Source organism: Ruegeria sp. A3M17 (genome assembly GCF_003318255.1).
Lineage (GTDB): Bacteria > Pseudomonadota > Alphaproteobacteria > Rhodobacterales > Rhodobacteraceae > Ruegeria.
This window is the reverse complement of sequence record NZ_QOCF01000037.1, coordinates 1-25,925: the sequence shown is the minus strand read 5'-3', so window position 1 is coordinate 25,925 and position 25,925 is coordinate 1. Positions and strand designations below refer to the sequence as shown.

Sequence of the window (25,925 nt, the reverse complement as noted above, 5' to 3'; positions counted from 1 at the left end):
CAAAGTTTGCGACACATCCCTCCGTACTGCTTAACCAATTGGCTGGTTCAAATCTCCATAGACATCTCATGCCAAGTCATTCCTCCGTGGTCGGAAGCGGATGGGGTTCTGTCGAAAATTTTTTAGATGGCAAAGCATCAGTGGATTTGGCGAGCAGTTTATCCCGCCAGTTGGATGAACTGCTGAAACGGACGGAGTCCGGGCGTGAATTGACCTTTGCGGATCATGTTGACCAGTTCTATACCTGCCAGGACAGATGCGTCTGAAGCGAAGGATTTGAATCCCAGCATGGGTCTGATCCTTCGTTTGATAAATCGGTGATCCTGTTCAATGATGTTGTTGAGGTATTTCCGCCTGACCATATCGATTGGGATCGGACAACCAAAGCTCTTGAGCATCTTGTTGATCGCTTTGATGCCAGCTGTATTGGCACCACTTTTGTCGATGACGATCTTGCGTGGCAATCCGTTCACCTCAAGCGCGCGGGCGAAGAACTTCGTCGCAGCGGCTTTATTCCGGCGCTCAGACAACATGAAATCCAGTGTCTTGCCGTGTTTGTCGATCGCTCGGTAAAGATAAACCCATTCGCCTTTCACTTTCACATAGGTTTCATCCATGCGCCACGAACGGTCTGTGGGACGCTTTCTATACCGCGCTGCTTCAGCAATGAGGCCTGCGTATCGACTAACCCAGCGGTTCAGCGTTGCGTGATCCAGATCAACGCCACGTTCCGCCATGATTTCTTCCAGATCCCGGTATGAAACACCGTAGCGCAGGTAGAAGAAGACCGCGTGCAAGATGACGTCTTTCGGAAAATGTGCGCCCTTAAATGAGATCGTCACGGCCTGCTCCTGTCAAGTTCTAGTGCGCGCTACCAGAAATGCACTCGACCTGACAGGTAGGGACAAAGTTTGCGACAGAACCGCATCGGGGTCATGCCCAACTAGCTCTTTGAACTCTTCATCAGATATTTCGACGTCATGCGCACATCCGCAATTCACAAAGCCGATTATCTCGCCTTCTACCGAAAGAACTAGGAAGCCATCGGGGTAGACTTCGATCCTCTTAGAAATTTTTTGAGGGTCGCTGCCTCGTCACCTTCGTAGGCGTCGGTCTCTATTTCAAAGCAGCGTGTTTCGTCGGTAGGTTTGGCGTTTCGAAATTCGTTCATGCGCCTACACTATTCGGGATGGGTCAAGTTGCAAAGCCGCCGTTCGTACTCCGCGCAGCATCCGGTGATTTGGGCTCAGCACCGACCCCCGCCGCACAACTGACAAAAACCCGCCTTGAAAAGGCGAACGGCAAGACCGTTCGCCAATGTGGCTCAGATATCTATGCGCTCAGCGATGCTCAGTGCATCTTCGAGTTCAACGCCAAGGTAACGCACAGTGCTGTCGACCTTAGTGTGGCCAAGCAGAAGTTGGACCGCGCGGAGGTTGCCGGTCTTTCGATAGATCTCTGCTGCCTTTGTCCGGCGAAGCGAATGGGTGCCATATCCACCTGGCTCCAAACCAATCGCGATCACCCAATCACGAACCAATCGTCCATACTGACGGGTGGAGATGTGTGGCCGGTCATGGAACCGACTGGGGAACATGAACCGACACGCGAACATCTCGGGCGATCTAACCCAGGCCAAGACGGCTTCACGCGTGTTTTCCGATAGTTCGAGTCGGGCTCGGATTGCCCAGACCTGTTTTGGCAGCAAGGGCCGTTTCTGACCGATGATCCGCCCCTTGTTCCAGGCTCTGCGTTTCGGGGTGGTTGCGGGAAGTTGGACTCGTGGCATGATTTGCCCTCCGATCCACCCTCCAAGCCCATGCACCAGCACCGCGCTGGCAGTGGGATTGTATCGACCTTGGCAAGGGCAGTTTTCGGGCCGCGCCCGACCGCGCCGGCGCTGCATGGGCATTCGACCGCTCTGAGCCCAGAGCCGTCGTACAAAACTCAACCTTATGACAATTATTACATATATTCTCGGCCATGTGCTGAAGATGGCAACCACAAACTGGAGATGGTGCTTTAACGCTCACGAACCTCTACAGGTGTTACAATGCTTTCCATTCCAGACAGCACTCGGTTTCTTGTTAGTGTATTGGATCGAAACTTGTCAAAGTCACGTTGAAGTGCCTTGCATTTCATGTTCACTCTATAGGAGCGAACATGTCATGAGCGCCAAGCCATTCAAATAAAAGTTTGGGTGCGTAGCAGCACAGAAAACGGCCATCTATCTGGGAGGATGAAATGAACATATCAGCTAAACTTATTGGAACAGTGGCTATGTTGGGTTTCATGGCGGTTACCGCGACCGCGCAATCGTCTGACGACACATCAAAGCCTGAGAGTTATCTATTCATCGAAACAGCTGATCGCGCCACGCTATCCAACGGCACTATGACCTTACACGGCGTTAGTTCCGATGTGCCAGTTTTTGCGGATCGGCCTTATCGTAGCGCGGGACAGATCAGCCGCGCTGACTTGTTAGAAGCGTGGAGCAAGGGGCAGGACAGCTTTGAGTCGGACCCACCTAATGCCGCAATTACGGGTAGCATTGACGGAAAACAGGTTGTCCTAATCGCCGAAATCAAACAGCCCAAAGTGGATGGTGACTGGGTCAGCTATGAAGTTAACATTCTTGAGGGAGTCGAATTTTCCGAGCTAAAAAACCCGGTCATGGTGATTGATGATATTATTGACTCCTTTGATTCCGATATGTGTCGTGTTCTTTGTTAGAATCTAAAATAAAGAGAAACATATCAACGTGTATCCCGTCAGAGCCTTTGAGACAGAGCGGTAGTTTTGCTTAGCGAGAGTTTTCGGTTCATCGATAATAAGTAGTGACAGTAAATTAAAACTGCTTTGTTACACAGTTTAGAACGTCTGCTTCGTCCCGCGTTCTGTAAATTACCGCCTTAAAAAATGCTGCGTCGCTCACGAAGGGTCGAAATCGCGGATCTGTTGCGAAGTTTTTGACTGAACGAAAGTTGACATCGAACCCGCAGCTTATGCCGCCAGTTCTGCAAATTGACTAAATGGACAGAGTCCGGGCTTGAATTGACTTTTGCGGATCATGTGCGCGACTTCGATACCTGAAAGAGTTGCGGATGCAGATTCAAAGGATTTGAATCCAAGCATCGGGCGGGTTCGTCTTTTGATGAACCTGTGATCTTGTTCCACAATGTTGTTTAGGTATTTCCGCCTCACCATCTCGATCGGGATCGGGCAACCAAAGCTCTTGAGCATCTTGTTGATCGCCTTGATGCCAGCAGTGTTGGCTCCGCTTTTGTCGATGACGATTTTTCGCGGTAGACCATTGACCTCCAACATCCGGGCGAAGAATTTTGTGGCAGCCGGTTTGTTTCGACGTTGTGAAAGCATGAAATCGAGAGTTTTGCCGTATTTGTCGACCGCTCGGTAGAGGTAAACCCATGATCCCTTTACTTTAATATAGGTTTCGTCCATTCGCCAGGAACGGTCGCATGGGCCTTTGCGGCGGCGTGCCGCGTCAGCGATTGCGCAAGAGTATCGTGTCACCCAGCGGTTCAGCGTGGTGTGATCGACGGACACACCACGCTCCGCCATGATCTCTTCCAGGTCCCGGTAGGAAACGCCGTATCGAACGTAGAAGAATACTGCGAACAGGATCACATCCTTCGGATACTGCGCACCTTTGAAAGAAATCATTGACCAACCTTCAACTGGATAATGTCGTTCGCCACACATGCGTTAAAGCCACGAAGGTCAATGGTCAAAAGTTTGCAACAGAGCCACTCCAGTGGCTGCAGGTGCCCCGTCTCGTATTTGGGGTAATCGTAACGAAGCTGCCGGGCGCGTCGTAGGATGAGATCTGTGATATTGTTCGATCATGTTGTTCAAGAATTTGGACCTGTTCGTCTGCACTTTGGCCTGGCAGCCGAACCGCTTAAGGATCGTATTTTCCTCGCGAATGCCAGCTGCATTGGCGCTACTCTTGTCTATGACGATTTTGTTCGGGATCCCGTTTGAGGACAGCGCTTTTGCAAAGAACACGGTGGCTGCCGGGCCGTTTCTACGCTCCGAAAGCATGAATTCAAGGGTACTCCCTTCTTTGTCTACAGCTCCATAGAGGTAAACCCACGCGCCTTTAACGCCGACGGGATCTCTCAAACAGTTCGCCGTTCTCAAAACTTTGCAACAGAACCCTTCAAGTACCCGGGCTGGAGCGACTTTCATTTACCGGTGTCTTTGTGCAAGTATCGAATTCAATTCTGAAAAACAGGCATATCTCAAAAAGGGTCTCATGTTGCACGGCTACGATCAGATTGGGATGCATTTCAGAATGCTGAGCGACCGAATGCGCATGGATACATTTCAGCGTGCGATTTCCAATGTAGTCAAACCTGGCGACGTCGTTTGCGATTTTGGAACCGGCAGCGGTGTGCTTGCTATGTTGGCGTGCCGAGCAGGTGCAAGCAAAGTTTATGCCATCGACCGCAGCAATTTCATCAAGACTGCCGCAGAACTTTGTAAAGCGAATGGATTTGAAGACCGGATTACGTTCCTTAAAACAGATGCGCGAACCGTAGACTTACCTGAGACGGTGGATGTTCTGATTTCCGAATGGCTTGGAAATGCGGCGTTGGAAGAGAACATGTTGCCGCCGCTGATTGGATTGCGGGACAGAGTGCTAAAGCCCGCAGGGATCATGCTGCCGGGAATTGTACGCATCATGGCGGCACCCGTGCGGGCATCTAATAGATTTGAACAGATTACATTCTTTTCCCAGCCGATCTGCGACTTGGATTTTCAGGGCCTCGCAAACCCGTTCGCACAAGAGAGGTTCTGGGCCCATATCGAGCCTGAAGAACTTATTGGTGAACCCCAACTTGTTACAGAATTGGATATGCGCACAGTCTCTAACGGGTCTTTGGCAGAAACGATCACGCTGAAGTTTGCTGAACAAGGCTTGTGCCATGGCGTGGCCCTTTGGTTTGATGCCGAAGTAGCGCCTGGTGTCAGCTTACCAACCGGGCCCCATGCCGCACGGACTCATTGGCGACAGGTGATCTTTCCAATCGGACCAACAGCAATCGAAGTTTCGCCCGGTCACCATATGGAAGTAAAGATTTCAGCCCATGGTGCCGGCTCAGATGTTGATTGGTCTTGGTCAATTGGCGTCAAGACAGACATCACACAAGATCTACACTACTCGTTTTCATCAATTTGAATTGGCAAAGTCATGACTTGAAAACTCGGTGTTCTGCCATGTCTGCCATGTTTGCCAAGTCTTCAAGGCGTCGTCTGTGTCTATTTTGACATTGTACCTGTTTAGGATCGTCGGTTGATCTGGCTTGCGATGTAAGTGGCTATGGCGGGCAATCAGTGTTTCGTAAGGTACGCCAACAAACTGCGCCAACTGAGGCAGTGAGGCCGACAATTTGTCTGTCCGTAAAACCAACCGCCGATGTGCAGGGACCGTGTTAATTAGATGCGTATTCTGCTTCTGCCAAAAATCTAAAAGACCTTTTGATATTTCCGGCAGTGCATTGGTCAACTGCTCCTCATCAAGAAACACCTCAGGCGTGAATGATCTCACTACCAGTTCTGCCTGCCGCCGGAACCGTTCCGGGTAAGGTTGGTCTGTTCGTGCGGTGTGAACAACATCGCGCTGAATATGGGTGAGTACGGAATCCAGCCATTCGATCGGTTGGCGTAGTATGATCAGGAACCGCGCGTTTGGGAAAAGGTCGATATACTGCTCTGCAAACCAGGCGTTGAAACTGGCGCTGTCGACCTCAAGTTGCCCTACAGCGTCGCGAGTGGCCAGATATGCGCGCAGCTTGTTTTCATTGAGCTCGCCGCTTTGGTAGGCGGAAAGCGCTTCGGTTGCTGCATCGTGTTGAAATTCATGTGCTGCGCGGTAGTTTCCAAAAATACCAGCAACGGATTTAGTACCTGTTTTCTGTAAACTCAGGTTGATCAGTTGAAATCGGCGCAGATATGAGAACCCAATCATATTAGGCGGATAGCGCTGGCGCGACAGGGTGGTTTTGTGATCTTTGACAATACGAAGCCTCGACGATTACCATGTAAAGAACACGAAAAATGCGGTCTAAAAGCAAGATGGATAAAGCTGCCGGACGGAAAAACAACCCGTCGCCTGAGTCCGAGCGAAATTCAGTACCGCGTATTCGTTCTCATCTGTCGTTTCACCAAACAGCGCCGGGACAGATATTGGCGGTATCCGAAAATAAAACTCGAGTGCTGAACGGTAGAATATTTTTGGACCTGCTGCCCACAATCGATGGTCGGGCCTCTATTCGTGAAATCGTAGAGTCGCTCTCCGATCAGCACACGACCGAGCGTGTTCTGTTCGCCATCCGCCAGCTACACGACCAGGGCATCGCGGATGATACCATTGGGCTGCTTGAGCCTCAAATAGTGGGTTTTTGGGATCGCTCTGAAATCAATGCAATCTCGGTCAAAGCTGCGTTGAGGCAGGAAGTTGGTATCTTGTTGCTTGGCTCGCTTGAGCCTGAAGTTGGGCGGATTGTTATCAGCGCGTTACAGGAAAAGGGTATCACGGCAGTTCAGGGCTCGAAATTTGGGGAACACGATCTGACACTTGTTCTGACAGATTGCTATCTGCGACCGGAGTTGGACCTGCTGCATGCCGAGGCGCGTCGCCGCAAAATCCCATGGATGCTGGCAAAGCCGACCGGGTCGGAAGTCTGGATCGGGCCTTTGTTTGATGGAAGTTGCCAATCTTGCTGGAATTGTCTGGCACAGTCATTGCGAGACAACGGGCGCGAGAAGCTCGCCGCCCGTGCGGGATCAGAATTGAAGTTGCCTGGCGTGGTCAATGCTTGGACCGGCGATACCCAACAATCGGGCAGGTTGATCGCGACGCAAACTGTTTTGGCGATGGCATCAGATGGCAATCGAAGGCTGGCGGATCAGGTTCTTACGTTTGATCCCATAACGCTTGAGGTCGGGAAACATCCGGTGCGGGTGCGCCGCAATTGTCGCACATGTGGCGAACCGCAAAAAAACACGGAAGATCATCAGCGACGTAATGTTCTCGATGCGGCCTATATCGAACTAGTGCCCCGGCCTAGATCTCTCTTCGCCGAAGGTGGTCACCGGATTTGCAGCCCGGACGATACCTATCAACGGTTGAGCCGCTTGATTAGCCCAATCAGCGGCATCATTCCGGCGGAGCCGGAATCTGTCGAACGGGGCGGTTATCATGTTGCGAAGTGCCGTCAAATCACGCCTTGGCGAGAGGATTCAACAGCTCTGAATTTCGACGTGTCGTTGGGGGCAGGAGGCAAAGGCCCTTCACATCGACAAGCCAGAACCGGGTGCCTTGCCGAAGCAGTGGAGCGCTATAGCGGAACTTTTCGCGGCGATGAGCTTTTTATCCAGGCAAGTTTCAACGACCTGGCCGAACAGGCGATACATCCCGATGTGATCCTGCAATACAGTCAGGCGCAGTACGCAAGCAGAGATGCCAATGCAAAGAAAGCACCGTACTGGATTCCGGAACCATTTGACGTAGAAAAAGATACGAAATGGACGGGCGTGTGGTCACTGACCAACCAACGTGCGGCTCTGCTGCCAACGGCAGTCTGCTATTACGATGTCCCGGTCACGGGCCATGATTTCTGTCTTGCCGACTCCAACGGGTGTGCTGCCGGGAATGTGCTGGAAGAGGCCATTCTACACGGTCTTCTGGAACTGATCGAACGGGATGCACTGGCGATCTGGTGGTATAACCGTCTGCGCCGACCGGCATTTGACCTATCACGCGTCAGCGATGTTGTGAGGGCGCAAATCGAAACACTTGCGACTCACCTGCGCAGCGAAGGCTGCAATCTGTCCTTCATCGACCTTACCAACGATCTGCGAATTCCAGTTGTTGGAGCTGTTGCGTGGGACGCAGAAACGGGTGGTGCTATTACTTTTGGGTTTGGCGCACATTTGGACGCGTCCATCGCCGCATCGCGCGCGGTCAGTGAATTGGTTCAATTGGATGTCTATTGTAGCGAGGCCGCGAATTCCCGCCTGGCGCTTCGTATGTCGCACGTCAAGAAATGGTTCGAGACTGCAACTATCACCGGTCATCCGTACATGACCCCAGCTGAGAACGCGGTTCCAGCACCGTCTCCGGCGATGGGTGGCGGCGGGGATCTGAAAGCCGATGTTGAAGCGTTGGTTTCCCATCTTGCGCTCTGTGAAATCGAAGTATTGGCGGTTGATCTGACACGCGCAGATGTGGGTTTCCCGGTCGCCCGCGTTTTCGCACCCGGATTGCGACATTACCATAATCGGTTCGCGCCTGGGCGGTTGTTCGACGTTCCCGTCACACTGGGGTGGCAGGACCAGCCTATTGAAGAACGTGATCTCAACCCCGTGGTTTATTTTGCATGACAGCCGAGGAAATACGCACCTTCGCCCCTTACCTGGACTATGCGCTGAACCCATTGCACCCGGAGATCGCTGATGCGAGCGCGCTATCGGTAGCACATCGCCGTTTAGGGGGGATGCGGCTTGGAAAATGGGTGCCACCGCCGCTTGGGATTGAGATACCCCTTGGAACACCTGATCCGGGTTTTGACCTGTCCGTCGGCTATGCGACAGGATTTGGGAATCGGGAGTTCATTGATCAGTGCCCTTTGGCGCAGGCGGCAACTGCGCCGCGTTTGCCGGATGTGCTGTCAGAGTTTGACAATATATGGCTGGAGCATGACCTTATTCATCCGCAATCTAATCGCGCCAGCATCTATTTCTCGCCCAGATTACTTGAAGGAGCCATAGCGAATGCTGCGGACAGATTGGCACCGCATCAAATTGCATCGATTTGCACCGCGGCAATGGTCTTAAACCCACAGCTGTCTAAATCTTCTCGAAAGCGACTGACTGAAATGCAGTCAGCTTATTCTGACCCGAAAGCCTATGTGCTGTGCGGAGTGATGACTGGACGGAAGGATGTCAGAGTTCGGCTGGTACTTCGTTTCGAAACTATTCAGGCTGCGGCTTCTTACTTCAGGGCCTTTGGCTTTGAAAGCCAAAGCAAAGGGCTTGTGTGGTTAGACAGTACATTTGGTTCAGTGGTCGAGCGGGTTTTGGTGGGGTGCGAGATTGGCACCGAAAACACGCTGGGGATCGAACTTTATGCCCCTGACGGCAACCTTCGACAAGGCAATGCCGACGACCTTTTACTTGAAACATTGGAACAGCAGGGACTGTGCCACCCGGAGAAACGCAAAGCGATCAGGTCGTTCCCTGGGCGTACGGCGATCTCTACCGGTCAGGAAAACTGGGCATACCTGGAAAAAAGGGATGGTCCACGGCAAGGGGCAATACAGGTCCCCATCTGCGACAGGCAATTCCATCATGTTAAAGTCACGTTGCTTGACGGTGAACCGGTTCAGGCCAAAGCGTATGCATCGGCCTTATTCAGGTGGTGGTTTCATTAGGCGCCATAGGACCAACTGCAGTTAACCGCGTTTGGGCAGCAATGGAAAATCATCCCCCTCAAACGGCATCAACGCATCTTGCCGGATTGGAAATGATGCGCCGGACTGTTTGTGCATACGTTCGGCGATCAACTTGCCCGACGGTGCAAGAACCGCATCTGGCGCTGCCCATCGGCTGATATATCTGCGTACAGGCTGCATATACGGATTGCCGTACGCACCGTGGATGCAGAGGCTGTTGAAAATCAGGCAATCCCCGGGATCCATTGTCCAACGCATGATATCGTACTGGTCACGTTTCGCATCGATGTCCGGCATTGGTTCGGGCAACGATCCATCGGGGTTCGAAATGTCTGTCTGGGCGGCATCGAATTCCGGCTGGAATTTCTCTTCATAAAACTGTTTGTGCCATAGGTGTGAGCCACGAACGACCTCAAGCGATGCGCCTTCAGGCGTGGGGTCCAGCGGAACCCAAATTGCAAAGCTCAACCCAAGAATGCCCCAATCTTGATGCCATGGGGTACGGGTCAGCGTACCGGGATATTTTGCAATCCAGGAGTCGAATACAAACCGAGCCTGTGCGGAGCCAACACAATCCGCTGCGATCTGTGAAATATTTGACCCCTGCAGGAATTCATCAAAATCGGGCGTATGGGATCGCACCCAGAAATCCATGACATAGCCGCCCAAGTCACCTGGTCTGGTGAAACGAGTAAAGTATTCAGACGGGTTGGACAGGTTGGTCTCGACCGCTTTTTGCAGGTATTCGATCCAGTCATGATCGATCACTTGCCGCAGACAAACGGCACCGTCTTCATTGAAGGCTTCAAGGTCGCGCGACTTTAACTGAACGGGAGAGCGTTCAACGGTATCGGCGGCGATCTCAGGCATCGGCTTTGGCCGGCAGCACGGGGAACATCGTGGTGTCAAACGGTTCCATCGCGCCCTGCAGTTTAGGGGCACCAGTAGATAGCTGCAGCAAGTGCTCGGCAATCCAATCCCCGTGGGGTGCCAGCAGTGCACCGGGTTCCATCCACCTGCAAGAATATCGACGCACGGGCGTTGTGCTGTAATTTCCGGGTGCACCGTGAACGCTGAGCGCGTTGACGATCAGACAATCGCCCGGCTCTACATCCCAGGAAATGATATCGTATTCTGATCGATGGCGATCGATATCCGGGATACGCTCAGGCTCACGCTGTCCGGGAGCGGCGCGTTTACCTTCGGCCTTGGCCGCAGCAATAACATCGTCAAAGCGTTCGCTGTGATAGTGGCGACCCCAGGCATGTGATCCGCGAACTATTTCCAGACTGGTGTCTTTGTTCATCGGATCAAGTGGGATCCAGATAATCAGGCTGGCGCCATGAATGCCGGTGTCTTGATGCCAGGGCGTCCGCATCATGGTGCCGGGATACTTCGCAATCCACGAATCGAACAGAAACTGAGCCTGATCGAGGTCCAGAAATCTGGCAGCGATCCTAGCGATCCCAGAATCGTCACAGAAGGTCCTGAACTCATCAAAATTATGCCGGACCCAAGTGTCTGTCACGTAACGGCCGAAATGGCCGGGGCGGGTTCGGATGTTCTGGAATGGCGAAGGGTTTTCCAGCCCGCGTTCAATTCCACGACCCAGAACATCGAGCCATTCTTCCGAAATAATCCCTCTGAGGCAAACGGCGCCGTCCGCGTTGAAATTTTCGACGTCCTGTGCTGAGATTGACTGGACATCGAGACGGTCGTTCAACTTTGGCATAACGAATCCTCAAATTGGCACCGAGATGCCGAAATTAGACTAGTTTGTGGATTCGTTCAGCGGCACCAGGAATTCGCGCCATACACCTGATTGACGTCCCCTGCGCCGATCTCTGCCTCTAGCGGAGAGGACGGCAGCAGGAAATACTGTTTGGATTCGCTGTTCTCTAGGATTTCGATGTCGATATCGCCAGGGACTTCGACCTCGTATTCTTTCAGCACGGATTTCGGATCAGCTTTGAACTTTTCTTTGAAATCCTCGTCGGACCAGCAGCGGGCGACTATCTGGCCCATTTTCATACCGTCGTCGCGTCCAAAACTGTTCATGTGCTGGTTCCTCCAAAGCGGTGTCAGCGAATACTGCTGGTTAAATCAAAGCCTAACACCACGACCTGTAGAACTGCAATCTATTGGCGAGTCTTCTAAGCAAGAATTAATGTCGCCCTCAGGTATTGATGATCGTCTGGTTCGAAATCTTGAATATGGTATCAGCCGCATTCAACACGTTGATCGTGTTTGAGGTCACGATTAACGTTTTAACAAAGGGCCTGATGCGAAGCATCAGCTCTGCGCGATCCATGTCAGGCAGCGTCGAAAGCGGATTGTCGAGGACGAGGATTGAAGGTCGCCGTGCGATCGCCGCAGTCAACAGCAATAGCTGTCTCTGCGAATTGGACAACATCGATCCGTTAAACCCTACATTGGTTCGCAATCCCAACGGAAAGGTTGCGTTGTCATTGATAAATCCGGTTGCAGTCGCAGCGGCCAACACGCGTTGTTTTGGCAAAGTTCCATAGTTCGAGATGATCTGCTCGATGCTCATCTGCGCGAGCGATGGATCGTCGACCAAGCCGTGAAGGTAATTGTCCGGGAATTTTTGAACAGCATTGCGAGGCAATCCTGAATTTCCATAGAGAATTTCCCCCTCACTCGGATCAAGAAGCCCCAGTAAAGTGCGACAGAGTGTGGTTTTCCCCGATCCTGATTCACCGCAAAACCCAATAAAGCTGCCTGGGGGTATGTCTAGATTGAGCCCCTTATAAACTGGATTTCTTTGACCGGGATAGGTGCTGGAGACATTGCGCAGCGAGACACAAGGCGTCAAAGCTTTTGGCTCAGTCAACGAGTTTTGGTTTGTAGCTATCGACTTGGACAGTTCCGTAGATGCAACAATTGCAGGACCTGTTACCAGCGAAGCAATCCCCAGCCCCATGATCCCGCTGGCTGTCAAAAACAACTCCGTGTTTGCGCCCGGGGCGCCTAAGTCGACCAAAAGTACCGATAAACACCCTGCTACCCCTGCGTAGATCACTGGGATTACGTCTGCAGCGCTGGTAGTGGATCTATTTCGTGAATCTGGCTTGGCAGAGCTTGTGTGCCCCGTGGAAAGCCGGGACTGAAGCGCACGCGTACGCTGCAATGTTTCAGTCAACGCAAGTGTCTCAGCAGTTCGGCCAATTGCCAAAGAGCCCTGAGTAGCCCTGAAAGCAAGGAAGAGGATACCGCAGATGCCTAACGCCAGCGGTATCGCTGCCAAACTACCGATGTAAATCAAAATCGAAAAGGCTATACCCGCTAGTGCAACGGAGTAGGCAGAGATGAAGGTCATACCCACCCGAACACCTTCTCCATCCTCGTTGACTACGATCCGCTGTGCCCATCGGGTTAAATCACTTTGCTTGGAGTGTTCGCCGAACTTCGCAACTGGTGCTGTTCTTGCTTCCAGCGCTTGTCGTTCAGAAAAGCGAACGGCAAGTTTAAGGCTGGCGACTGGCGTGATGAACGCCGTCAGAAGAATTGCTGCAGTGCCAAGTGACACCTCGTCCGAGATTCCTTGATCCAGCCAGTTACCCAGACAGAAAGCCAAAAAAGTCATGCTCAATGAGCAGGCAATCCCCAGCGAACAGGTCAGCGTTAAGTGACGAAAGGATCTCACGTGTTGGTACCAAATAGTTCCGTCAGAAGGGCGTCATACGATAAATACTCTTTCGGCGCGCCAAGTGACTTAAGCCTCCCTTGATTGAGTAGCTCGACACGGTCGCAGAGCCTCAGCAGAGGCCACTGGTTTGACAGGATCAGGCATGTCACACCCCGTTTTCGCAGGGTTTGGATAATCTGCGCAATATCAGCCGGAGCAATACAGGTCATCGCATTATCCAGAACCAGAAGATCGGGTTCTTGGGACAGGCAGTAGGCGATTGAAAGGCGCTGTCGTTCACCTCGGCTGATGGTTGCCATGAATTCGTATAGCTCTGGAGGTCGTGACCAGCCCCGATCTAGAATCTCGGCAACTTTAAATTCCTCGATCAAATCATCAGGAATATCTTCGAGCGATCCCGACAGAACCGAATCTTCAGATAGATAACTGACGCCGGCTGGCTGTTTTGAAGAAGTTCTGAAAGTAACGTAACCTTTGTTGGGAAGGTACTGATCTGCTGCCAGACGGGCCAGACTGGTTTTACCACTGGCCTTGGGGCCAGTTACGGCAACGATGTCGCGCAGCGCAAGGGACAGCGAAAGGCCGGACAAGATCGGCGGGGCATTCGGATCAAATCCAAAGGTCACATCCCGCATTTGCAGCCCTGTGTCCTTTGGCTTTTTTACCTCCGTGGGTTCTTGATGCCCGTAGCGGAAGGAATTAGTACCGATTGTTTGAGCAATTGCGCGTTGTCGTGTTGGGTCGATCTGAGAAGACTGCCCAATGAAAACCAATACGCTTGCGGCTAGCAGGCTAAATGAACTCAAACCTAGCCATCCCACATATACATTGGCCTGATCAGATATCATTGAGACTGCGATCGCTAGTGCTCCCACAAGGCCCAGACAAGCGCATTTAATCATCTGTAAGTTGGAAAGTTGTTGAACTTCGCGAAATCTACGTTTTTGCCAATCGCAGAACGCCGATGTGAACGCCTTGTTGCGCAGCAGCAGCCGAAGCTCGTCTGTTTTGGTAATCAACTCAGTGAATTGTGCTCGGAGTCTTAGTAAGCCAGTGCTGGCAATGGCGGTCTGAGCCAAGTGCCTTTGTTGCGCAAGAATCTTCATCCAAGCCAACAAAAGTGCGATCAATATAACTAATATCCAGGGCAAGCGCCCCTGTACCAGTCCAACGACCGCAACGGGCATTATGAGTCCGCAAGCAATCCATCCAATGAACGACCTGAGCCGGGTCTCACGCAGCTTTGGCAAAAAGAAGCCGGATGGCATCAACTGCAATGTGTTCAAAGGAAAAACTGCGGTTCTTCGGCTTGCATCGGACGATTCTGAGACTTCTTTTGGAAGGGTAATCCCCAAGACTGCCAAAGCAATGAACCCGGCAAAAGCCACGATCAGTCCGTTCCTCATAATAACCAGTGAAGGATCAATTGGGCCTGGTTTTGGTTGTATCCAGCCAATCAACCCGAGTGCGATGCCCATCAGCGACAGCACTACCGTAAAAGCAACTATGCGAGACGGGCGACCCCAATGCCATGAGCGCGACCAATGCGCAGATACTGTTTCCTTGAGAGGGGCAAATTCGATCAGTCGCCCGGCAAACAAGTTGCCGAATTCCGGTTTGGAAACCAAGCGTCTTCCTGACTGAGGGTCATTGATGGCAATCCGGTTCCCAACAACGCCTTCAAGTACGACAAAATGACCGCCTCCCCAGAAGGCAATCGACGGGTATGGGGCAGTTAACGCTTCCAAGGCGGTACATCGGCGGGCTGTTGCGTCAAGCCCGTGTGACCTCGCGGCATTGAGCAATCCTGAAATGCTGGTTCCATCACGGGATGTTCCAGCCTCGTTCAATAGGTCAAAATATGCAGCTTCGATGCCATAGTTTTTCAAGATCGTGGCAAGCGCCGCTGGTCCACAATCCAGCGCGGACAGTTGAGGAACATTTGGCGTTCGTCGTGTGAGAGCATCCCTAGTATCGCGCCACCATTTCATTTTGGTAATCCCAACGCGAATTCGACAACCGGCGATTCTTCGAACCACGACAGACCTGTCACCCGCTGAAAGGGGCGAGGATCTCCTGTTCCGATGGCGCATCCACCGAGGTCTAGCTCTGTTGCCGTGTTGTACATCGCGTCCAGTGCGATGCCAGCGTTTAGCAATGTCAGCCGATATGCCATCCCTTTATATTTCCAAGCGATTCTGGGCATCCGTGTCGTAAGCATTATCAATGCCGGTGGAACCTCAGCGGTTGCCCCCATTGACGAGCCCGCATTTTGGAGCATCTCAGCAGCCGCATCGGCAGAGCCCGGAACGGCGTCCAATGTGTGTTCGAATCCGCAATACCGATAAAGACCCTGTTCAAGACCAGACACATTTCCGACGGCGATATACCACTCCAACTCATGAATACTGCCGGCAGCGGGGATCGGTTTATCCAGCCGCTCCAATCCACCTGCATCGAAGCTCTCGTGAACCGCGCTCAGACGTTGCAGAAACGATGATACTAAGGGTAGGGGGATAGGGCTTGCGTGCCATTTGCGGCATGATCGTCTGCGTTCAGTCGCCAACTGGTTTTTATCGCGAACAGGAGTAAGCGTGTGCGTTTTGCCGGTCGGCACCAAGCGCGCTTGCGGGGGTGGAAATCGCTTTTGGAGATCAAGATTTTCACCGACAATGGGTTCATCCCGACCCCGACGACTGCTGGAATGCAATATCGCATCGGCGAACGTCCAGCTTGCTCTTTCCGCGGATTCTTCAGTTAAACCGGGTTCAAGAAAACCGAACTGACCCAAAGCCACGAATATTGCTTCGTTGGCCTGTCCGTCATCCAATGGAGACGAAGAATGCCAAATGCGCTTCAGAACCTTATCTGATCGCAGGGTCATCCGACAGGCAGTTTCGGGACTAAGCATCATAAAATCGGCGCCGTCGCGTTTGACATAACTAAAACGGGATAGTCTTTGGCCGGTGACATCATGTGGATCGCCAGGGCGGAATCCATTTTCCAATGGTTCGAATGTGGCCAAGTCACACGAGTCTTCGTCGACTAGAACCCACTGAATCCAGCGCCGGGACATGAACCGTTCTTTCAAATGCAAACAGACTGCAATCTGTTCGGGGTCGTCAACGGCCCCCCCGTTTTCGTTTTCGGCCAACCCGACCGTTGCCAGTGTTCGGCACATTTTATCAAGGTTGGGAAAACCCCGAGGCAGACGAACCTCGCCGCCAGGGCCCGCTACACGGTCATTGATGAATTGCACACCTGGTCTGAAGCGCTCAACAATCACAACTTAGAACATCAGTTCTGACGACGATTTCGAACATACGCCGCAAAGCTCTGACAGAACAAATCACTTGCGCTTGAGTGTGTATTTTCCTGCAGAATGGTAAACGCCGGTTGTCACAAACCTAAGATCAATCTCATTTGCCCCGACGATTGAGCCAACGGCGGAAAACTGACCAGAAGTTGTCATCATGAACTCGTCATCGTCCGTCATCACCGCAACGAAAGGAAGGGATACATTCTGTTGTTCATTGGTTTCCGGGTTTGTGAAAACCGCCTCAAGTGAACCAGCAAAGGTTTCACCATTCTGATCATTCACCACGAGTTTTTGATCTGTATAAGCCTCGCTGTGGCTAAAATTGTTCTCCCAGTTGACGACCACCTCAACCTCGGTGCCAATCCATTCCCCCTTAAGATCTGGTGTTTCTGGATATGCATCGGAAACCGAGACTAACAAGCACGCCAGGCCAGCAAGCAACGCCATCGCCCGTGCCTTCAGCCATTCCTTACCAATTGGGTTCAAAACACTCTGCATCTTTGGCCTCCTTATGGATTTACTGGCGGGTATTGATGTGACTATTGCGCGGAATGATTGATAACACCACAGGCAAGTTCGCCTTACGCTCAATTCGCTTGACCTGAACTGGTGCAGGATATTCTGTGGCCTTGTGGAGTATGATGGATTAACACCGACAGACCTTGACGCGTTCTATTCAAAGAACGATATTTCCCTTTGGAAACAGGTTATTGGTGATGATCTGCACTATCATTTTGGCGATTTCAGCGATACAGAAGATCCTGCAGAGGCATTGCGCCAGACTGTCAGGAACTTCTACGACGTCATCCCCTCTGGCAGTCGCGTATTGGATGCAGGCTGCGGTTGGGGCGCCCCCGCTGGCCTGCTCGCCAGAGAACATGGGTGCAATGTCACCGGGATAACTATTTCGTCCACGCAGGCAGAATATTGCCGGAATCTCGGTTTGAACGCTCACCATATGAACCTGGAAGAGTTCGAACCAGAGGCAACTTTTGATACTGTTTTGTTTCTTGAGTCGTTTGAACACATAGTAGAGAAAGCACAACTGCTTGAACGCCTGCAATCTAAGTGCCGGCAAATTATTATCTCAACAAATGCATGGGGCGATGGAAACGCCATTTATCGGCCGACCTTTGGTATGTCCTCTGCTGTGTCTACCCCTCTGGAACTGTGCGCACTACTGCAGCACTGTGGGTACGAAGTGCAGTCCATACGTGACCGAAGGCCACAATCTTTGCCGACGCTGCGCTACTGGAAAGAAAATTTTGATCGCTTGGGCGAAAAGGCACAAATTGACTCTCAGTTGCGCGTTTTGAAGGATTACACAAACAGGATCACTGCCTCGCCTGCAAGACTTCAGGAATTCGAACAAAATGCGCCGCTTGTCGATATCGTTGCACGTTCCAGTTCGGCCAAGGGCGGCAGTTCGACTTGAGATCTTGATGCGGGATTTCGCAGGTTTTCGATTTCAATTCATGGTTGTTTGGTTAAGACCGCCTCATGTTCTCTTGAAACATGCGACTGCCCACGCACACTTAATGGGAACGAACATGTTATTAGAACCATGTTCTTCATTTACAGGTCTGTTCGCCTTTACCCGAATGCGGCATGCCACTTAGGGAGTAAGAAATGACAACGTCAGTCAGATTTTTCGGAACCGCCATAATGGTGAGCGTGATCGCTACTTCGGCCGTGGCCCAAACGTCGGAAGACAAGAACGAGCCTGAAAGCGTTCTATTTGTTCAACATGCAGAAAAAGCGACGCTTGCGGACAATACACTCACCTTGGAAGGGGCCGATAAAAACGTCATCGTGTTTGCTGATCGCCCACATCGGGCCGCGGCCACTATCCCCGTAGCTGACCTTGTAAAGACATGGGGCGAAGGTGCGGATAGTTTCGCCTCTGATCCACCGAATGCTGCATTAGTTGGCGAAACTGATGATGGTAAACCAGTCTCATTGATCGTCGAAATACGCAATCCGGTGTTGAGCGAAAATTCTATTAGTTATCAATACAGTGTTATCGAAGGGGACGATCAAGGCGCAATCAACAACCCCTATGTTGTGATTGATATGAGCTATCTGGATCAGAACATCGCGTCGACATTCGCCACAATTGGCCAAGCGGTCGGAATTCCAACGCCATCTACCGGCTTAAACTACACCACGACCGATTAAGACCGTGCAACATAAGTAATGCGCGTCATTCATGTGCTGACGATCTTGCCGCGAGGATTTGAAATGAGCCGAATACTAAAAAATGCATCTGTCATATTGGCATCACTCGGCCTTGCGACTGCCGCTGTGGCAGGGTCGTCTGATGACAATTCTGCACCTGAAAGCTTTCTCTTTGTTGAGAGCGGCGAAAAAGCCAAACTCGCCGATGGTCAGCTCATCCTGCTTGGCGTGGGTGACGAGGTATCTGTCTTTTCAGACCGTCCCTATCGTGATGCTGGTTTCATCACGCGAGCAGAGCTTTTTGACATCTGGGGTAAAGGCGAGAATAACTTTGAAGAAAACCCACCTAATGTCGCCTTGACGGGGAGCGTGGACGGCAAATCTCAGGTTGTCATTCTTGAAATTTCAAACCCAGAAGTCAGCGGAGATCAGGTCACCTATGATTACACGTATGTCGAGGGCTCTGACGCCATGGTATTCGAAAATCCGGTAATGGTGATAGACTCATTTTCATGGCGTCCACCCTACAGCTGCTGCATCTGAGGCTTCGGCCACCAAATTGCTTCAGGCGTCGGGCATCCACAGCAATCGTTGTGCTCTTTGCTCTGGTCAATTTATCAATTATTAAGATCGGCCCTATTGGCAGAAAGACATTGCGCCACAGAAGTCGGATGTGGATAGTGATTTAACCCGCTGCCAAACAACCGAGCACTTGATGAACTCAGCTACTTTTCTCTTCAGCACTCTGGCTGTGATTACGCTCGCCAGTGCTGGTGTGGCACAGACAGAAACGCCAGCGCCGCCTAGTGTGGTCGTTGCATCGGCCGCGATGCAAGAACTGCAGAAACAGGACGAGTTTGTTGGCCGCGTCATTGCAGACCAGAGCGTGGACCTTCAGGCTAGGGTCGAGGGCGTTCTGGAAGAGGTCAACTTTACCGAAGGCGGCAGGGTTAAGAAAGGCGACACTTTGTTCAAGATCGAACAAAGAAAATACGCGGCAAGTGTCGAGAGCGCTCAGGCGTCGCTAAAAAGCGCCCAAGCCGCTGCGCAAAGTGACAAAACGGAACTGGACCGGCAACAATCGCTTTTTGACAAAGGCGACATACCGCAAGCGATTTTGGATACCGCCAAGGCTACATACGCCGAAGGTCAGGCCGCTGTGGATGAAGCGACTGCCGATCTCAAGATCGCACAAATAGATCTCGACTATACCGAAATTGTCAGCCCCTTGGACGGGCGGATTGGTTTGTCTGCGGTCGATGCAGGTAATATTGTAGATTCCGACAGTGGAGTTCTTGCGACAGTTTCAAGTATCGATCCCATTTTGGTCAGCTTTTTTGTCAGCGAACCTGTATTGCTGCGCGAACGCCGCAACGGCTCTATCACACAGAACGATATAAAGCTGACAACGCAGATCACGTTGGCTGATGGTGGCGTTTTCCCCTCAGATGGCAAAGTCACCTACGTCGGCGATAGTGTCAGTCAGGACACGGACACCGTCGAGTTGAGGGCTTCATTTGCTAATCCGGACGGGGTTTTGATCCCTGGGCAGTTCGTCACTGTTTCCTTGAGCGGCTCGGAAGACCCAAAGGTACTGACCGTGCCGCGCAACGCCGTACAATTCGACAAGCAGGGTTACTTTGTGTTTTCCGTTGATGACAAGAGTACTGTGCATCGTATGAACATCAAAATTGGCACCCAGTCTGCGACCAGAACTCAGGTTAAATCAGGACTGAAGGAGGGTGACCGGGTCGTTGTGCAAGGCCTCCAAAAAATTCACGATGGCTTGGTCGTAAACCCAGTCGACAGCCAGAGTTAGGTAAGGGATTGATCTCTCACTACTTCATCAACAGGCCGCATTTTGCCGCTGTTGTGGCGATCTTGATGGTACTATTTGGGGCGGTCTGTGTTCGGCTGATACCCATATCTGAATACCCTGACATTGCTCCACCGCAGATCTATGTTCAGGCCAGTTACCCAGGTGCCGACGCGCAGGTTATTCAGGAATCTGTTGCGACGCCGATCGAAGAGCGTGTGAACGGGATCGAGGGCATGTTGTACATGGAGTCCAAAAGTTCGAACGATGGCAGCTATGACCTGAGTGTTTCGTTCGAACTGGGAACGGATCCAAACGTCGCTGCAGTTGAGGTGCAAAACCGGATCGCGCTCGCCAGTGCTGAATTGCCATCGGAAGTGCAACAGCAGGGTATCGAGGTCACAAAACAATCCGGAAACATGATCCTGGTGATCAACCTGACTTCTCCGGACGCCTCTCGGGATGAGCTGTATCTGAGCAACTATGCGGCAGAGTTCCTGCATGATCCCCTGCAACGCCTTCCAGGCGTCGGCGGTGTTTCGCAATTTGGTCAGTTGGAATACAGCATGCGGGTTTGGATCAATCCGGTTCGCATGGCTGCGCTGAATATCACGGCGGCCGAGATTGCAGACGCAATTGAAGCGCAAAATGTCGTTGCAGCTGCTGGGCAAGTCGGAGCCCCACCATTCGGAGAGGCACGAACGGATTTTCAGTTCAAGTTGCGCGCAGAAGGTCTGTTGCGCGATGCCGAGGAATTTGGGCGGATCATTGTGTCAACGGGCGAAGACGGATCAGTCACGCGGCTAGAGGATTTGGCCCGCATTGAACTGGGGTCCGCTACTTACGCAGGATCATCGCAGCTGAATGGTCAGGACACAGCGACAATTGCTGTGCATCAGGAAAGCACGGCGAATGCGCTCGACATCTCGGACAGCATTCACAGCCTAATGAGTGAACTATCAAAGAAGTTCCCTGACGGCGTTTCGTATGAGATTACCTACGACGTGACGGACGCTGTTCGTGTGTCGATAGAAGATATTCTGAAAACCCTTGCGCTCACCGCGGGTTTGGTGATCGCAGTGACGTTTTTCTTTTTGGCCAGTTTTCGCGCAACCATCGTCCCCGCAATTGCGATTCCGGTCTCTCTACTTGGTGCAATCGCGCTGATCTATGTCATTGGCTTCAGTGCCAACATGATCACGCTGTTTGCCTTGGTGCTCGCAATAACTCTGGTTGTGGATGATGCGATCATAATCATTGAAAATGCCGAGCGTATTGTGAACGAAGAGGGCCTGGATGCGCGCGAGGCCACCATGAAGGCGATGTCGCAGGTCAATCGGCCCATCATCGCAACCACCTTTGTTCTTGCTGCCGTGTTCGTGCCGGTTTGCTTCTTTCCCGGTGTGACCGGAACAATCTACTATCAGTTTGCGGCGACAATTATCTTCGCGTTTGTTCTTTCCGCTGTGAATGCGCTGACCCTTGCTCCGGTGCTGTGTGCCATGGTCTTGAAGTCTGGGGCCAAGCCGATTGGCGTGTTGCGTTTTGTTCCTGCAGTGATTTCATGGATCAGAACGCAATATGTACGTCTCGTAGCGCTCATGCTGCGATACCTCGTAATCTCGTTGTTTGTCTTTGCTGCAGCCGTTGGCGGAACGATTTACCTCTTCAAAACCGTTCCAACTGGTCTGATCCCACAGGAAGACAATGGCGTCTTGCTTGCGTCGATGGAGTTGCCGGACGGTGCATCGCTACAGCGCACTCAGGCTTTCATGGCTAAGGCTGGAGCTGTTATCGAGCAGGCTCCGGGGGTGGACACAGTGACCACAGTGTCCGGCGCAAGCATGTTGGCTGGCGGCCGATCCAACGCTGGCATGGCGATTGTGACGCTCAAACCCTGGGATCAACGAAAGACCCCGAACCTGCATTGGAGCGCCATCATGCAGGATTTGGACAAGCAACTCGCCACAATGCCCGAGGCCGATAGTTATGTGTTTCCGTTTCCCACCATTCACGGGCTGGGCTCAACAGGTGGTATTTCGGTCGAGCTTCTGGATCTTGAAAAAGGCGACGGGGAAAAGCTGGAATCGGTGATGAACGCCTTTGTGACAGCGTTGAATTCCGCACCAGAATTTGTTCGTGCGCATGGCAGTTTTTCAGGGCAAACACCGCAATACCGTCTCTTGTTGGATCGGGATCGGGCCGAGGCGTTGGGCGTAAACGTTTCAGATATATTCACAGCTTTGCAGGCCAATCTCAGCACGTATTTTGTCGATAACTTCATTCTGTCCGAGCGGGTGTATTGGGTGGTTATCTCGGCTGATGCCCAATACCGGCAAACACTGGATGACGTAGGCAATATCTATGTGAAGAACAGCGCGGGCGACGCGCTGCCGTTACGAAATTTCGTAACCAGTGAACCGGTACTCGCGCCGGATTCGATCCCCCGCTACAACCTGTTCACGGCAGCGTCGGTCAGTGCGCAACTGGCAGAGGATGTCAGCTCGGGCGCGGGAATTGCAGCGATGCAGAGAATAGCAGACAAAACACTTCCCGACGGGTTCCGGATCGAGTGGTCGGGCGTCACACAAGAGGAAGTAAAATCTCAGAACTTGGTGCCCTACATCATGCTCTCTGCCCTTGTGCTGGCTTACCTGTTTTTGGTGGTTTTGTACGAAAGTTGGGTTCTGCCATTTTCGATCATAACCTCGACAGTCTTTGCGTTGCTGGGTGCGCTGATTCCTCTGGCACTGTTTCCATTTTTAACGAGCAATATCTTTGCCCAAGTCGGAATGGTATTGCTCATTGGTTTGGCCGCTAAAAAAGCCATCATGGTTGTTGAGTTCGCAAACCAGCAACGCCTGTCCGGCGCAAGCATTCGTGATGCAGCCCTAAAAGCAGCAGAGATCCGGTTCCGGCCTGTCACAATGACTGGTTTGTGTTTTATTGTGGGGGTTCTTCCACTGGTGCTGTCCAGCGGGGCAGGTGCAGCCGCCCGGGTATCGATTGGTTATCCCGTCCTGTTCGGCATGATACTCGACAGTACACTGGGACTATTGATGATCCCGGTTTTATACACCGCGTTTCAGGCGCTTAGAGAGTTTCTGGTCCGCCTGGGATCTCGTTCCAAACACGCCTGACGCTTGGAAACAGGGCGTGCACCCTCCAGTCGAGCCGAATGATCAGATGATGTCTGGCACCCGAAAACAGCGCTATTCGCTCGGGTCCGGTCTCGACAGAGTAGCTTGCAATCGCCACTCGCTCAGCGGGACAATAGTCTTGTCAGTTGCGCTCTTGTTGCTGTCAAACGTAACGGCGATCGTTTGAAGAGTGTCGGCGTTCTGAACGCCTAAATCGATCATCAATCTGCTGACACCGGTATTGGGGTTTTGATCGGCACAGTCCGAGTTGTACGGTGTTTTGCATGGGTCTGCAGAGCGCAAAGTAAAACGACCCTCAGGAGGAGAATGAATGCGCGCCCATAGCTTTTTTCCATCCTTTCGCAGGATAGCAGTCTGCCCATCAATTTGTACCTGCGCGTCAGTATGCATGGTCCACGATACTGGTTTGCTATGGCCGCCTTTGATTTCGTCCTGAACCAAGACCGTTTTTCCTTCGATCAAGGCTATGCCGCGTCTGACGGTACCCACGGGCTGGGTATACGGTTCTGAAAGGTCTGCTACCGCAAAGGTGAAATCGGGAAACTGCCCAAACTCTTCGATCTGGGCGCGACCGGTCGTTTGCTGATTAGCAGAGTCAAAGGTCAGAGTGTTTTGACCGATGGTGGCGGTGCGATAATAGTCAAAACGCTTGTCGGTGAAATAACCCGATAAGTGATAGTTTCCGATACCAAGATCAACCGCCCATCGCACGCCATCGGTTTCAAGAACAAATGTCCCCGCATCGAGGTTATTGTGGTGACTGCGAAGTGGCCCCGCCTTGAAGCCGACATAGGTTGCTTGCGGGTCATCCCAAGCCGTTCTCATTGTCACAAGCCCTAAGCCGCCAAACCAAAACGAATTTTGCCGCCCGTCGACCGGCTTAGCCTTGGAATTCTGCCGCCAAATCAAATCCAGCGCAATGTGTGAAGAAGGTTTGGAGCCGGAGACACGAAGGTTGTAATCAGGCCGGTTGAAATGCGATGCAAGCCAGGTCAAAGCAACCAGATCCGTGTTTTTGTCGCTGTCGCCGTAGTTGAACAGCATGCCGGATGGTCCGGTCGCATGTGTAAGATAGTCACCAAAATTCGCCATTCCGTCGGTTTTAGACAAATCAAAATCGTGCCCAAGGACAGTCTCCAAAGACGTGATTGCTATTGCCGCGTCCCGCGCCGATAGTGCGCCATACATGGGCCCTTCTGGCCACGCCCCATCCGGAGCGAACATGGCAAACCCATTCCGGATCGAAGTCTGAGCACTTTCGATAGTCTGTGTCGCCAGCTCTGGCTCAGCTTCAGAGATCGCAAGGGCTGCGACGATCATTCCGGTATTGCAGATGATATTCCAGTTAAACGATGCGACTGGCCAGGTGATATCTGCAGTTGCAGTGCCGTCAGGTAAAGAGGTTGGAACCGGTGTCGGATGCATCCAAAGTTGCGGGACAACCCATCCCTTGTCGAAATAGGCCTTATCCAGCTTATAAACTTTAGTGGCCTCGTTCAGTGCTTTGTCAATGAGGGCATACCTGATGACCGCGTGTTGGTCTTCATCAAGCGTTTCACTGACCCAACTGTAGCCGAGCGCAACCGCCAACGTCACTCTGCTTAAGCCAAGAAAATGTTCTGGGTGCCATGTCTTCAGATCGGCGAGTTGCAAAAGCTCCAGTTTGGTTCGGTCAGCATAACGTTTATCACCGGTCAGCCGCCAGGCCATTCCCAACGTCGTCAAGCGCTCAAACGGTTTCTGATCAAACCCAACAAACCCGTCCTGCAAATCGGTTTCATTTGTTTTGAACGCTTCCACTATCGTGGGTCTATCCAGATATGCCTCAGCGGCTGCAAGCAACGCTTTGTAGTCCGAAGCGATAGCCGCATCGGTCGTCCGTAGGGTTTCAACTCGTTCAACGACGTCATCGGTCAGCATAACTTGCGGCACAACCGTTTCGGACCTGGCACTATTGGTGAAGACAGCAATCAGGAACGAGGCTGCAATGACACTTAATAGTTGCGACAAATCCTTACTGATTGCTGCGGTCATTAAGAATGCTTCCTTTATTCCAACGATGACCGAGGGGTCATCAGCGCCAAAATGTTTCAGTCGAAGCGACCTTTCCCAACTCAGACGATCACTACAAATGCTGTGCTTTGCAGCTAGGCTTGAGAAGAATTCGAAGTCGTCACTTTATGGTTCGCAAGTCAGAGATGCCTGTCTGTATCGTCTGATGGGATGGAAGGCCTTTGAGTCGCAAATGGCAAGTCTTGTGCGTCAAAGAAAATCCCGTGTGGTATTGCCAAGTTGTTGA

The 25,925-nt window shown here is 52.0% G+C and carries 21 protein-coding genes and 1 pseudogene; 9 read left to right on the top strand and 13 right to left on the bottom strand.

Annotated elements, in window-relative coordinates; translation table 11 throughout:
• Positions 1–158 precede the first annotated feature (158 nt).
• Both DS906_RS20800 and DS906_RS20790 read right to left on the bottom strand, forming a co-directional pair.
• Positions 159–842 carry an IS6 family transposase gene (locus tag DS906_RS20800; RefSeq protein WP_113791970.1) on the bottom strand — a complete coding sequence of 228 codons (684 nt, stop codon included), beginning with the start codon at positions 840–842 and terminating at the stop codon, positions 159–161.
• 482 nt (positions 843–1,324) lie between these two features.
• Entirely contained in the window at positions 1,325–1,789 is a 465-nt protein-coding gene (locus DS906_RS20790) for a tyrosine-type recombinase/integrase (protein WP_113791972.1), read from the bottom strand.
• A 455-nt stretch (positions 1,790–2,244) separates the two neighbouring features.
• Here DS906_RS20790 and DS906_RS20785 point away from each other — a divergent pair, with 455 nt between their 5' ends.
• On the top strand, positions 2,245–2,733 hold the full coding sequence (locus DS906_RS20785) for a hypothetical protein (protein ID WP_113791969.1): 489 nt from the start codon (positions 2,245–2,247) through the stop codon (positions 2,731–2,733).
• Between the two features lie 270 nt (positions 2,734–3,003).
• On the opposite strand, the gene DS906_RS20780 is transcribed toward DS906_RS20785, so the two are convergent.
• Complete coding sequence (locus DS906_RS20780) at positions 3,004–3,684, bottom strand: IS6 family transposase (RefSeq protein WP_113791971.1); 681 nt, start codon at positions 3,682–3,684, stop codon at positions 3,004–3,006.
• A 162-nt stretch (positions 3,685–3,846) separates the two neighbouring features.
• Positions 3,847–4,134, bottom strand: a pseudogene (locus tag DS906_RS20775) (DDE-type integrase/transposase/recombinase); the annotation flags it as partial.
• A gap of 34 nt (positions 4,135–4,168) precedes the next feature.
• Here DS906_RS20775 and DS906_RS20770 point away from each other — a divergent pair.
• Positions 4,169–5,206 carry a 50S ribosomal protein L11 methyltransferase gene (locus DS906_RS20770; protein ID WP_147235333.1) on the top strand — a complete coding sequence of 346 codons (1,038 nt, stop codon included), beginning with the start codon at positions 4,169–4,171 and terminating at the stop codon, positions 5,204–5,206.
• Here DS906_RS20770 and DS906_RS20765 read toward each other — a convergent pair.
• The gene (locus DS906_RS20765; RefSeq protein ID WP_113791966.1) at positions 5,198–5,995 is read right to left on the bottom strand and encodes a sulfotransferase; all 798 of its coding nucleotides are present in this window, start codon (positions 5,993–5,995) and stop codon (positions 5,198–5,200) included. The genes DS906_RS20770 and DS906_RS20765 overlap by 9 nt on opposite strands.
• Before the next feature lie 89 nt (positions 5,996–6,084).
• Here DS906_RS20765 and DS906_RS20760 point away from each other — a divergent pair, with 89 nt between their 5' ends.
• The gene (locus DS906_RS20760) at positions 6,085–8,412 is read left to right on the top strand and encodes a TOMM precursor leader peptide-binding protein (RefSeq protein WP_113791965.1); all 2,328 of its coding nucleotides are present in this window, start codon (positions 6,085–6,087) and stop codon (positions 8,410–8,412) included.
• Positions 8,409–9,461, top strand: a complete 1,053-nt coding sequence (locus DS906_RS20755; protein ID WP_113791964.1) for a hypothetical protein — start codon at positions 8,409–8,411, stop codon at positions 9,459–9,461. Before DS906_RS20760 ends, DS906_RS20755 begins: the two co-directional genes overlap by 4 nt.
• A 21-nt stretch (positions 9,462–9,482) precedes the next feature.
• On the opposite strand, the gene DS906_RS20750 is transcribed toward DS906_RS20755, so the two are convergent.
• From DS906_RS20750 to DS906_RS20720, 7 genes are all read right to left on the bottom strand, one after another.
• Positions 9,483–10,352: a phytanoyl-CoA dioxygenase family protein gene (locus tag DS906_RS20750; RefSeq protein ID WP_113791963.1), complete on the bottom strand. Its 870-nt coding sequence runs from the start codon at positions 10,350–10,352 to the stop codon at positions 9,483–9,485.
• The gene (locus tag DS906_RS20745; RefSeq protein ID WP_113791962.1) at positions 10,345–11,214 is read right to left on the bottom strand and encodes a phytanoyl-CoA dioxygenase family protein; all 870 of its coding nucleotides are present in this window, start codon (positions 11,212–11,214) and stop codon (positions 10,345–10,347) included. The genes DS906_RS20750 and DS906_RS20745 overlap by 8 nt, the downstream gene beginning before the upstream one ends.
• Before the next feature lie 56 nt (positions 11,215–11,270).
• On the bottom strand, positions 11,271–11,540 hold the full coding sequence (locus DS906_RS20740) for an NHLP leader peptide family RiPP precursor (protein ID WP_113791961.1): 270 nt from the start codon (positions 11,538–11,540) through the stop codon (positions 11,271–11,273).
• A 118-nt stretch (positions 11,541–11,658) separates the two neighbouring features.
• A complete protein-coding gene (locus DS906_RS20735; protein ID WP_113791960.1) occupies positions 11,659–13,089 on the bottom strand; it encodes an ATP-binding cassette domain-containing protein in 1,431 nt (476 codons plus the stop codon).
• A 56-nt stretch (positions 13,090–13,145) separates the two neighbouring features.
• Positions 13,146–15,143: a cysteine peptidase family C39 domain-containing protein gene (locus tag DS906_RS20730; protein ID WP_158541355.1), complete on the bottom strand. Its 1,998-nt coding sequence runs from the start codon at positions 15,141–15,143 to the stop codon at positions 13,146–13,148.
• Entirely contained in the window at positions 15,140–16,333 is a 1,194-nt protein-coding gene (locus tag DS906_RS20725; protein WP_147235331.1) for a SagB family peptide dehydrogenase, read from the bottom strand. Before DS906_RS20725 ends, DS906_RS20730 begins: the two co-directional genes overlap by 4 nt.
• A 168-nt stretch (positions 16,334–16,501) precedes the next feature.
• Positions 16,502–16,969, bottom strand: a complete 468-nt coding sequence (locus DS906_RS20720) for a hypothetical protein (RefSeq protein ID WP_113791957.1) — start codon at positions 16,967–16,969, stop codon at positions 16,502–16,504.
• Between the two features lie 133 nt (positions 16,970–17,102).
• On the opposite strand from DS906_RS20720, the gene DS906_RS20715 reads away from it, so the two are divergent.
• The 5 genes from DS906_RS20715 to DS906_RS20695 all read left to right on the top strand — a co-directional run bounded on the left by DS906_RS20715 (position 17,103) and on the right by DS906_RS20695 (position 23,605).
• Positions 17,103–17,906: a class I SAM-dependent methyltransferase gene (locus DS906_RS20715; RefSeq protein WP_158541354.1), complete on the top strand. Its 804-nt coding sequence runs from the start codon at positions 17,103–17,105 to the stop codon at positions 17,904–17,906.
• A 194-nt stretch (positions 17,907–18,100) separates the two neighbouring features.
• Positions 18,101–18,649, top strand: a complete 549-nt coding sequence (locus tag DS906_RS20710) for a hypothetical protein (protein WP_147235330.1) — start codon at positions 18,101–18,103, stop codon at positions 18,647–18,649.
• Positions 18,650–18,712: 63 nt separating this feature from the next.
• Complete coding sequence (locus DS906_RS20705) at positions 18,713–19,192, top strand: hypothetical protein (protein ID WP_147235328.1); 480 nt, start codon at positions 18,713–18,715, stop codon at positions 19,190–19,192.
• Between the two features lie 172 nt (positions 19,193–19,364).
• Positions 19,365–20,468, top strand: coding sequence for an efflux RND transporter periplasmic adaptor subunit (locus DS906_RS20700; protein WP_113791953.1), 1,104 nt, complete (start codon positions 19,365–19,367; stop codon positions 20,466–20,468).
• Positions 20,469–20,476: 8 nt separating this feature from the next.
• On the top strand, positions 20,477–23,605 hold the full coding sequence (locus DS906_RS20695; RefSeq protein WP_113791952.1) for an efflux RND transporter permease subunit: 3,129 nt from the start codon (positions 20,477–20,479) through the stop codon (positions 23,603–23,605).
• A 72-nt stretch (positions 23,606–23,677) separates the two neighbouring features.
• Here the strand turns inward: DS906_RS20695 and DS906_RS20690 are convergent, their stop codons facing one another.
• Complete coding sequence (locus DS906_RS20690) at positions 23,678–25,660, bottom strand: heparinase II/III family protein (RefSeq protein WP_113791951.1); 1,983 nt, start codon at positions 25,658–25,660, stop codon at positions 23,678–23,680.
• Between the last annotated feature and the right edge of the window lie 265 nt (positions 25,661–25,925).

Bases quoted from the DNA above. Each gene is read 5' to 3' on its own strand.
- DS906_RS20725 (WP_147235331.1), bottom strand. From the start codon at position 16,333: ATGTGCCGAACACTGGCAACGGTCGGGTTGGCCGAAAACGAAAACGGG.
- DS906_RS20755 (WP_113791964.1), top strand. From the start codon at position 8,409: ATGACAGCCGAGGAAATACGCACCTTCGCCCCTTACCTGGACTATGCG.
- DS906_RS20765 (WP_113791966.1), bottom strand. From the start codon at position 5,995: ATGATTGGGTTCTCATATCTGCGCCGATTTCAACTGATCAACCTGAGT.
- DS906_RS20780 (WP_113791971.1), bottom strand. From the start codon at position 3,684: ATGATTTCTTTCAAAGGTGCGCAGTATCCGAAGGATGTGATCCTGTTC.
- DS906_RS20740 (WP_113791961.1), bottom strand. From the start codon at position 11,540: ATGAACAGTTTTGGACGCGACGACGGTATGAAAATGGGCCAGATAGTC.
- DS906_RS20700 (WP_113791953.1), top strand. From the start codon at position 19,365: ATGAACTCAGCTACTTTTCTCTTCAGCACTCTGGCTGTGATTACGCTC.
- DS906_RS20720 (WP_113791957.1), bottom strand. From the start codon at position 16,969: ATGCAGAGTGTTTTGAACCCAATTGGTAAGGAATGGCTGAAGGCACGG.
- DS906_RS20735 (WP_113791960.1), bottom strand. From the start codon at position 13,089: ATGACTTTTTTGGCTTTCTGTCTGGGTAACTGGCTGGATCAAGGAATC.
- DS906_RS20785 (WP_113791969.1), top strand. From the start codon at position 2,245: ATGAACATATCAGCTAAACTTATTGGAACAGTGGCTATGTTGGGTTTC.
- DS906_RS20730 (WP_158541355.1), bottom strand. From the start codon at position 15,143: ATGAAATGGTGGCGCGATACTAGGGATGCTCTCACACGACGAACGCCA.
- DS906_RS20690 (WP_113791951.1), bottom strand. From the start codon at position 25,660: ATGACCGCAGCAATCAGTAAGGATTTGTCGCAACTATTAAGTGTCATT.
- DS906_RS20745 (WP_113791962.1), bottom strand. From the start codon at position 11,214: ATGCCAAAGTTGAACGACCGTCTCGATGTCCAGTCAATCTCAGCACAG.
- DS906_RS20750 (WP_113791963.1), bottom strand. From the start codon at position 10,352: ATGCCTGAGATCGCCGCCGATACCGTTGAACGCTCTCCCGTTCAGTTA.
- DS906_RS20790 (WP_113791972.1), bottom strand. From the start codon at position 1,789: ATGCCACGAGTCCAACTTCCCGCAACCACCCCGAAACGCAGAGCCTGG.
- DS906_RS20760 (WP_113791965.1), top strand. From the start codon at position 6,085: ATGCGGTCTAAAAGCAAGATGGATAAAGCTGCCGGACGGAAAAACAAC.
- DS906_RS20705 (WP_147235328.1), top strand. From the start codon at position 18,713: ATGAGCCGAATACTAAAAAATGCATCTGTCATATTGGCATCACTCGGC.
- DS906_RS20710 (WP_147235330.1), top strand. From the start codon at position 18,101: ATGACAACGTCAGTCAGATTTTTCGGAACCGCCATAATGGTGAGCGTG.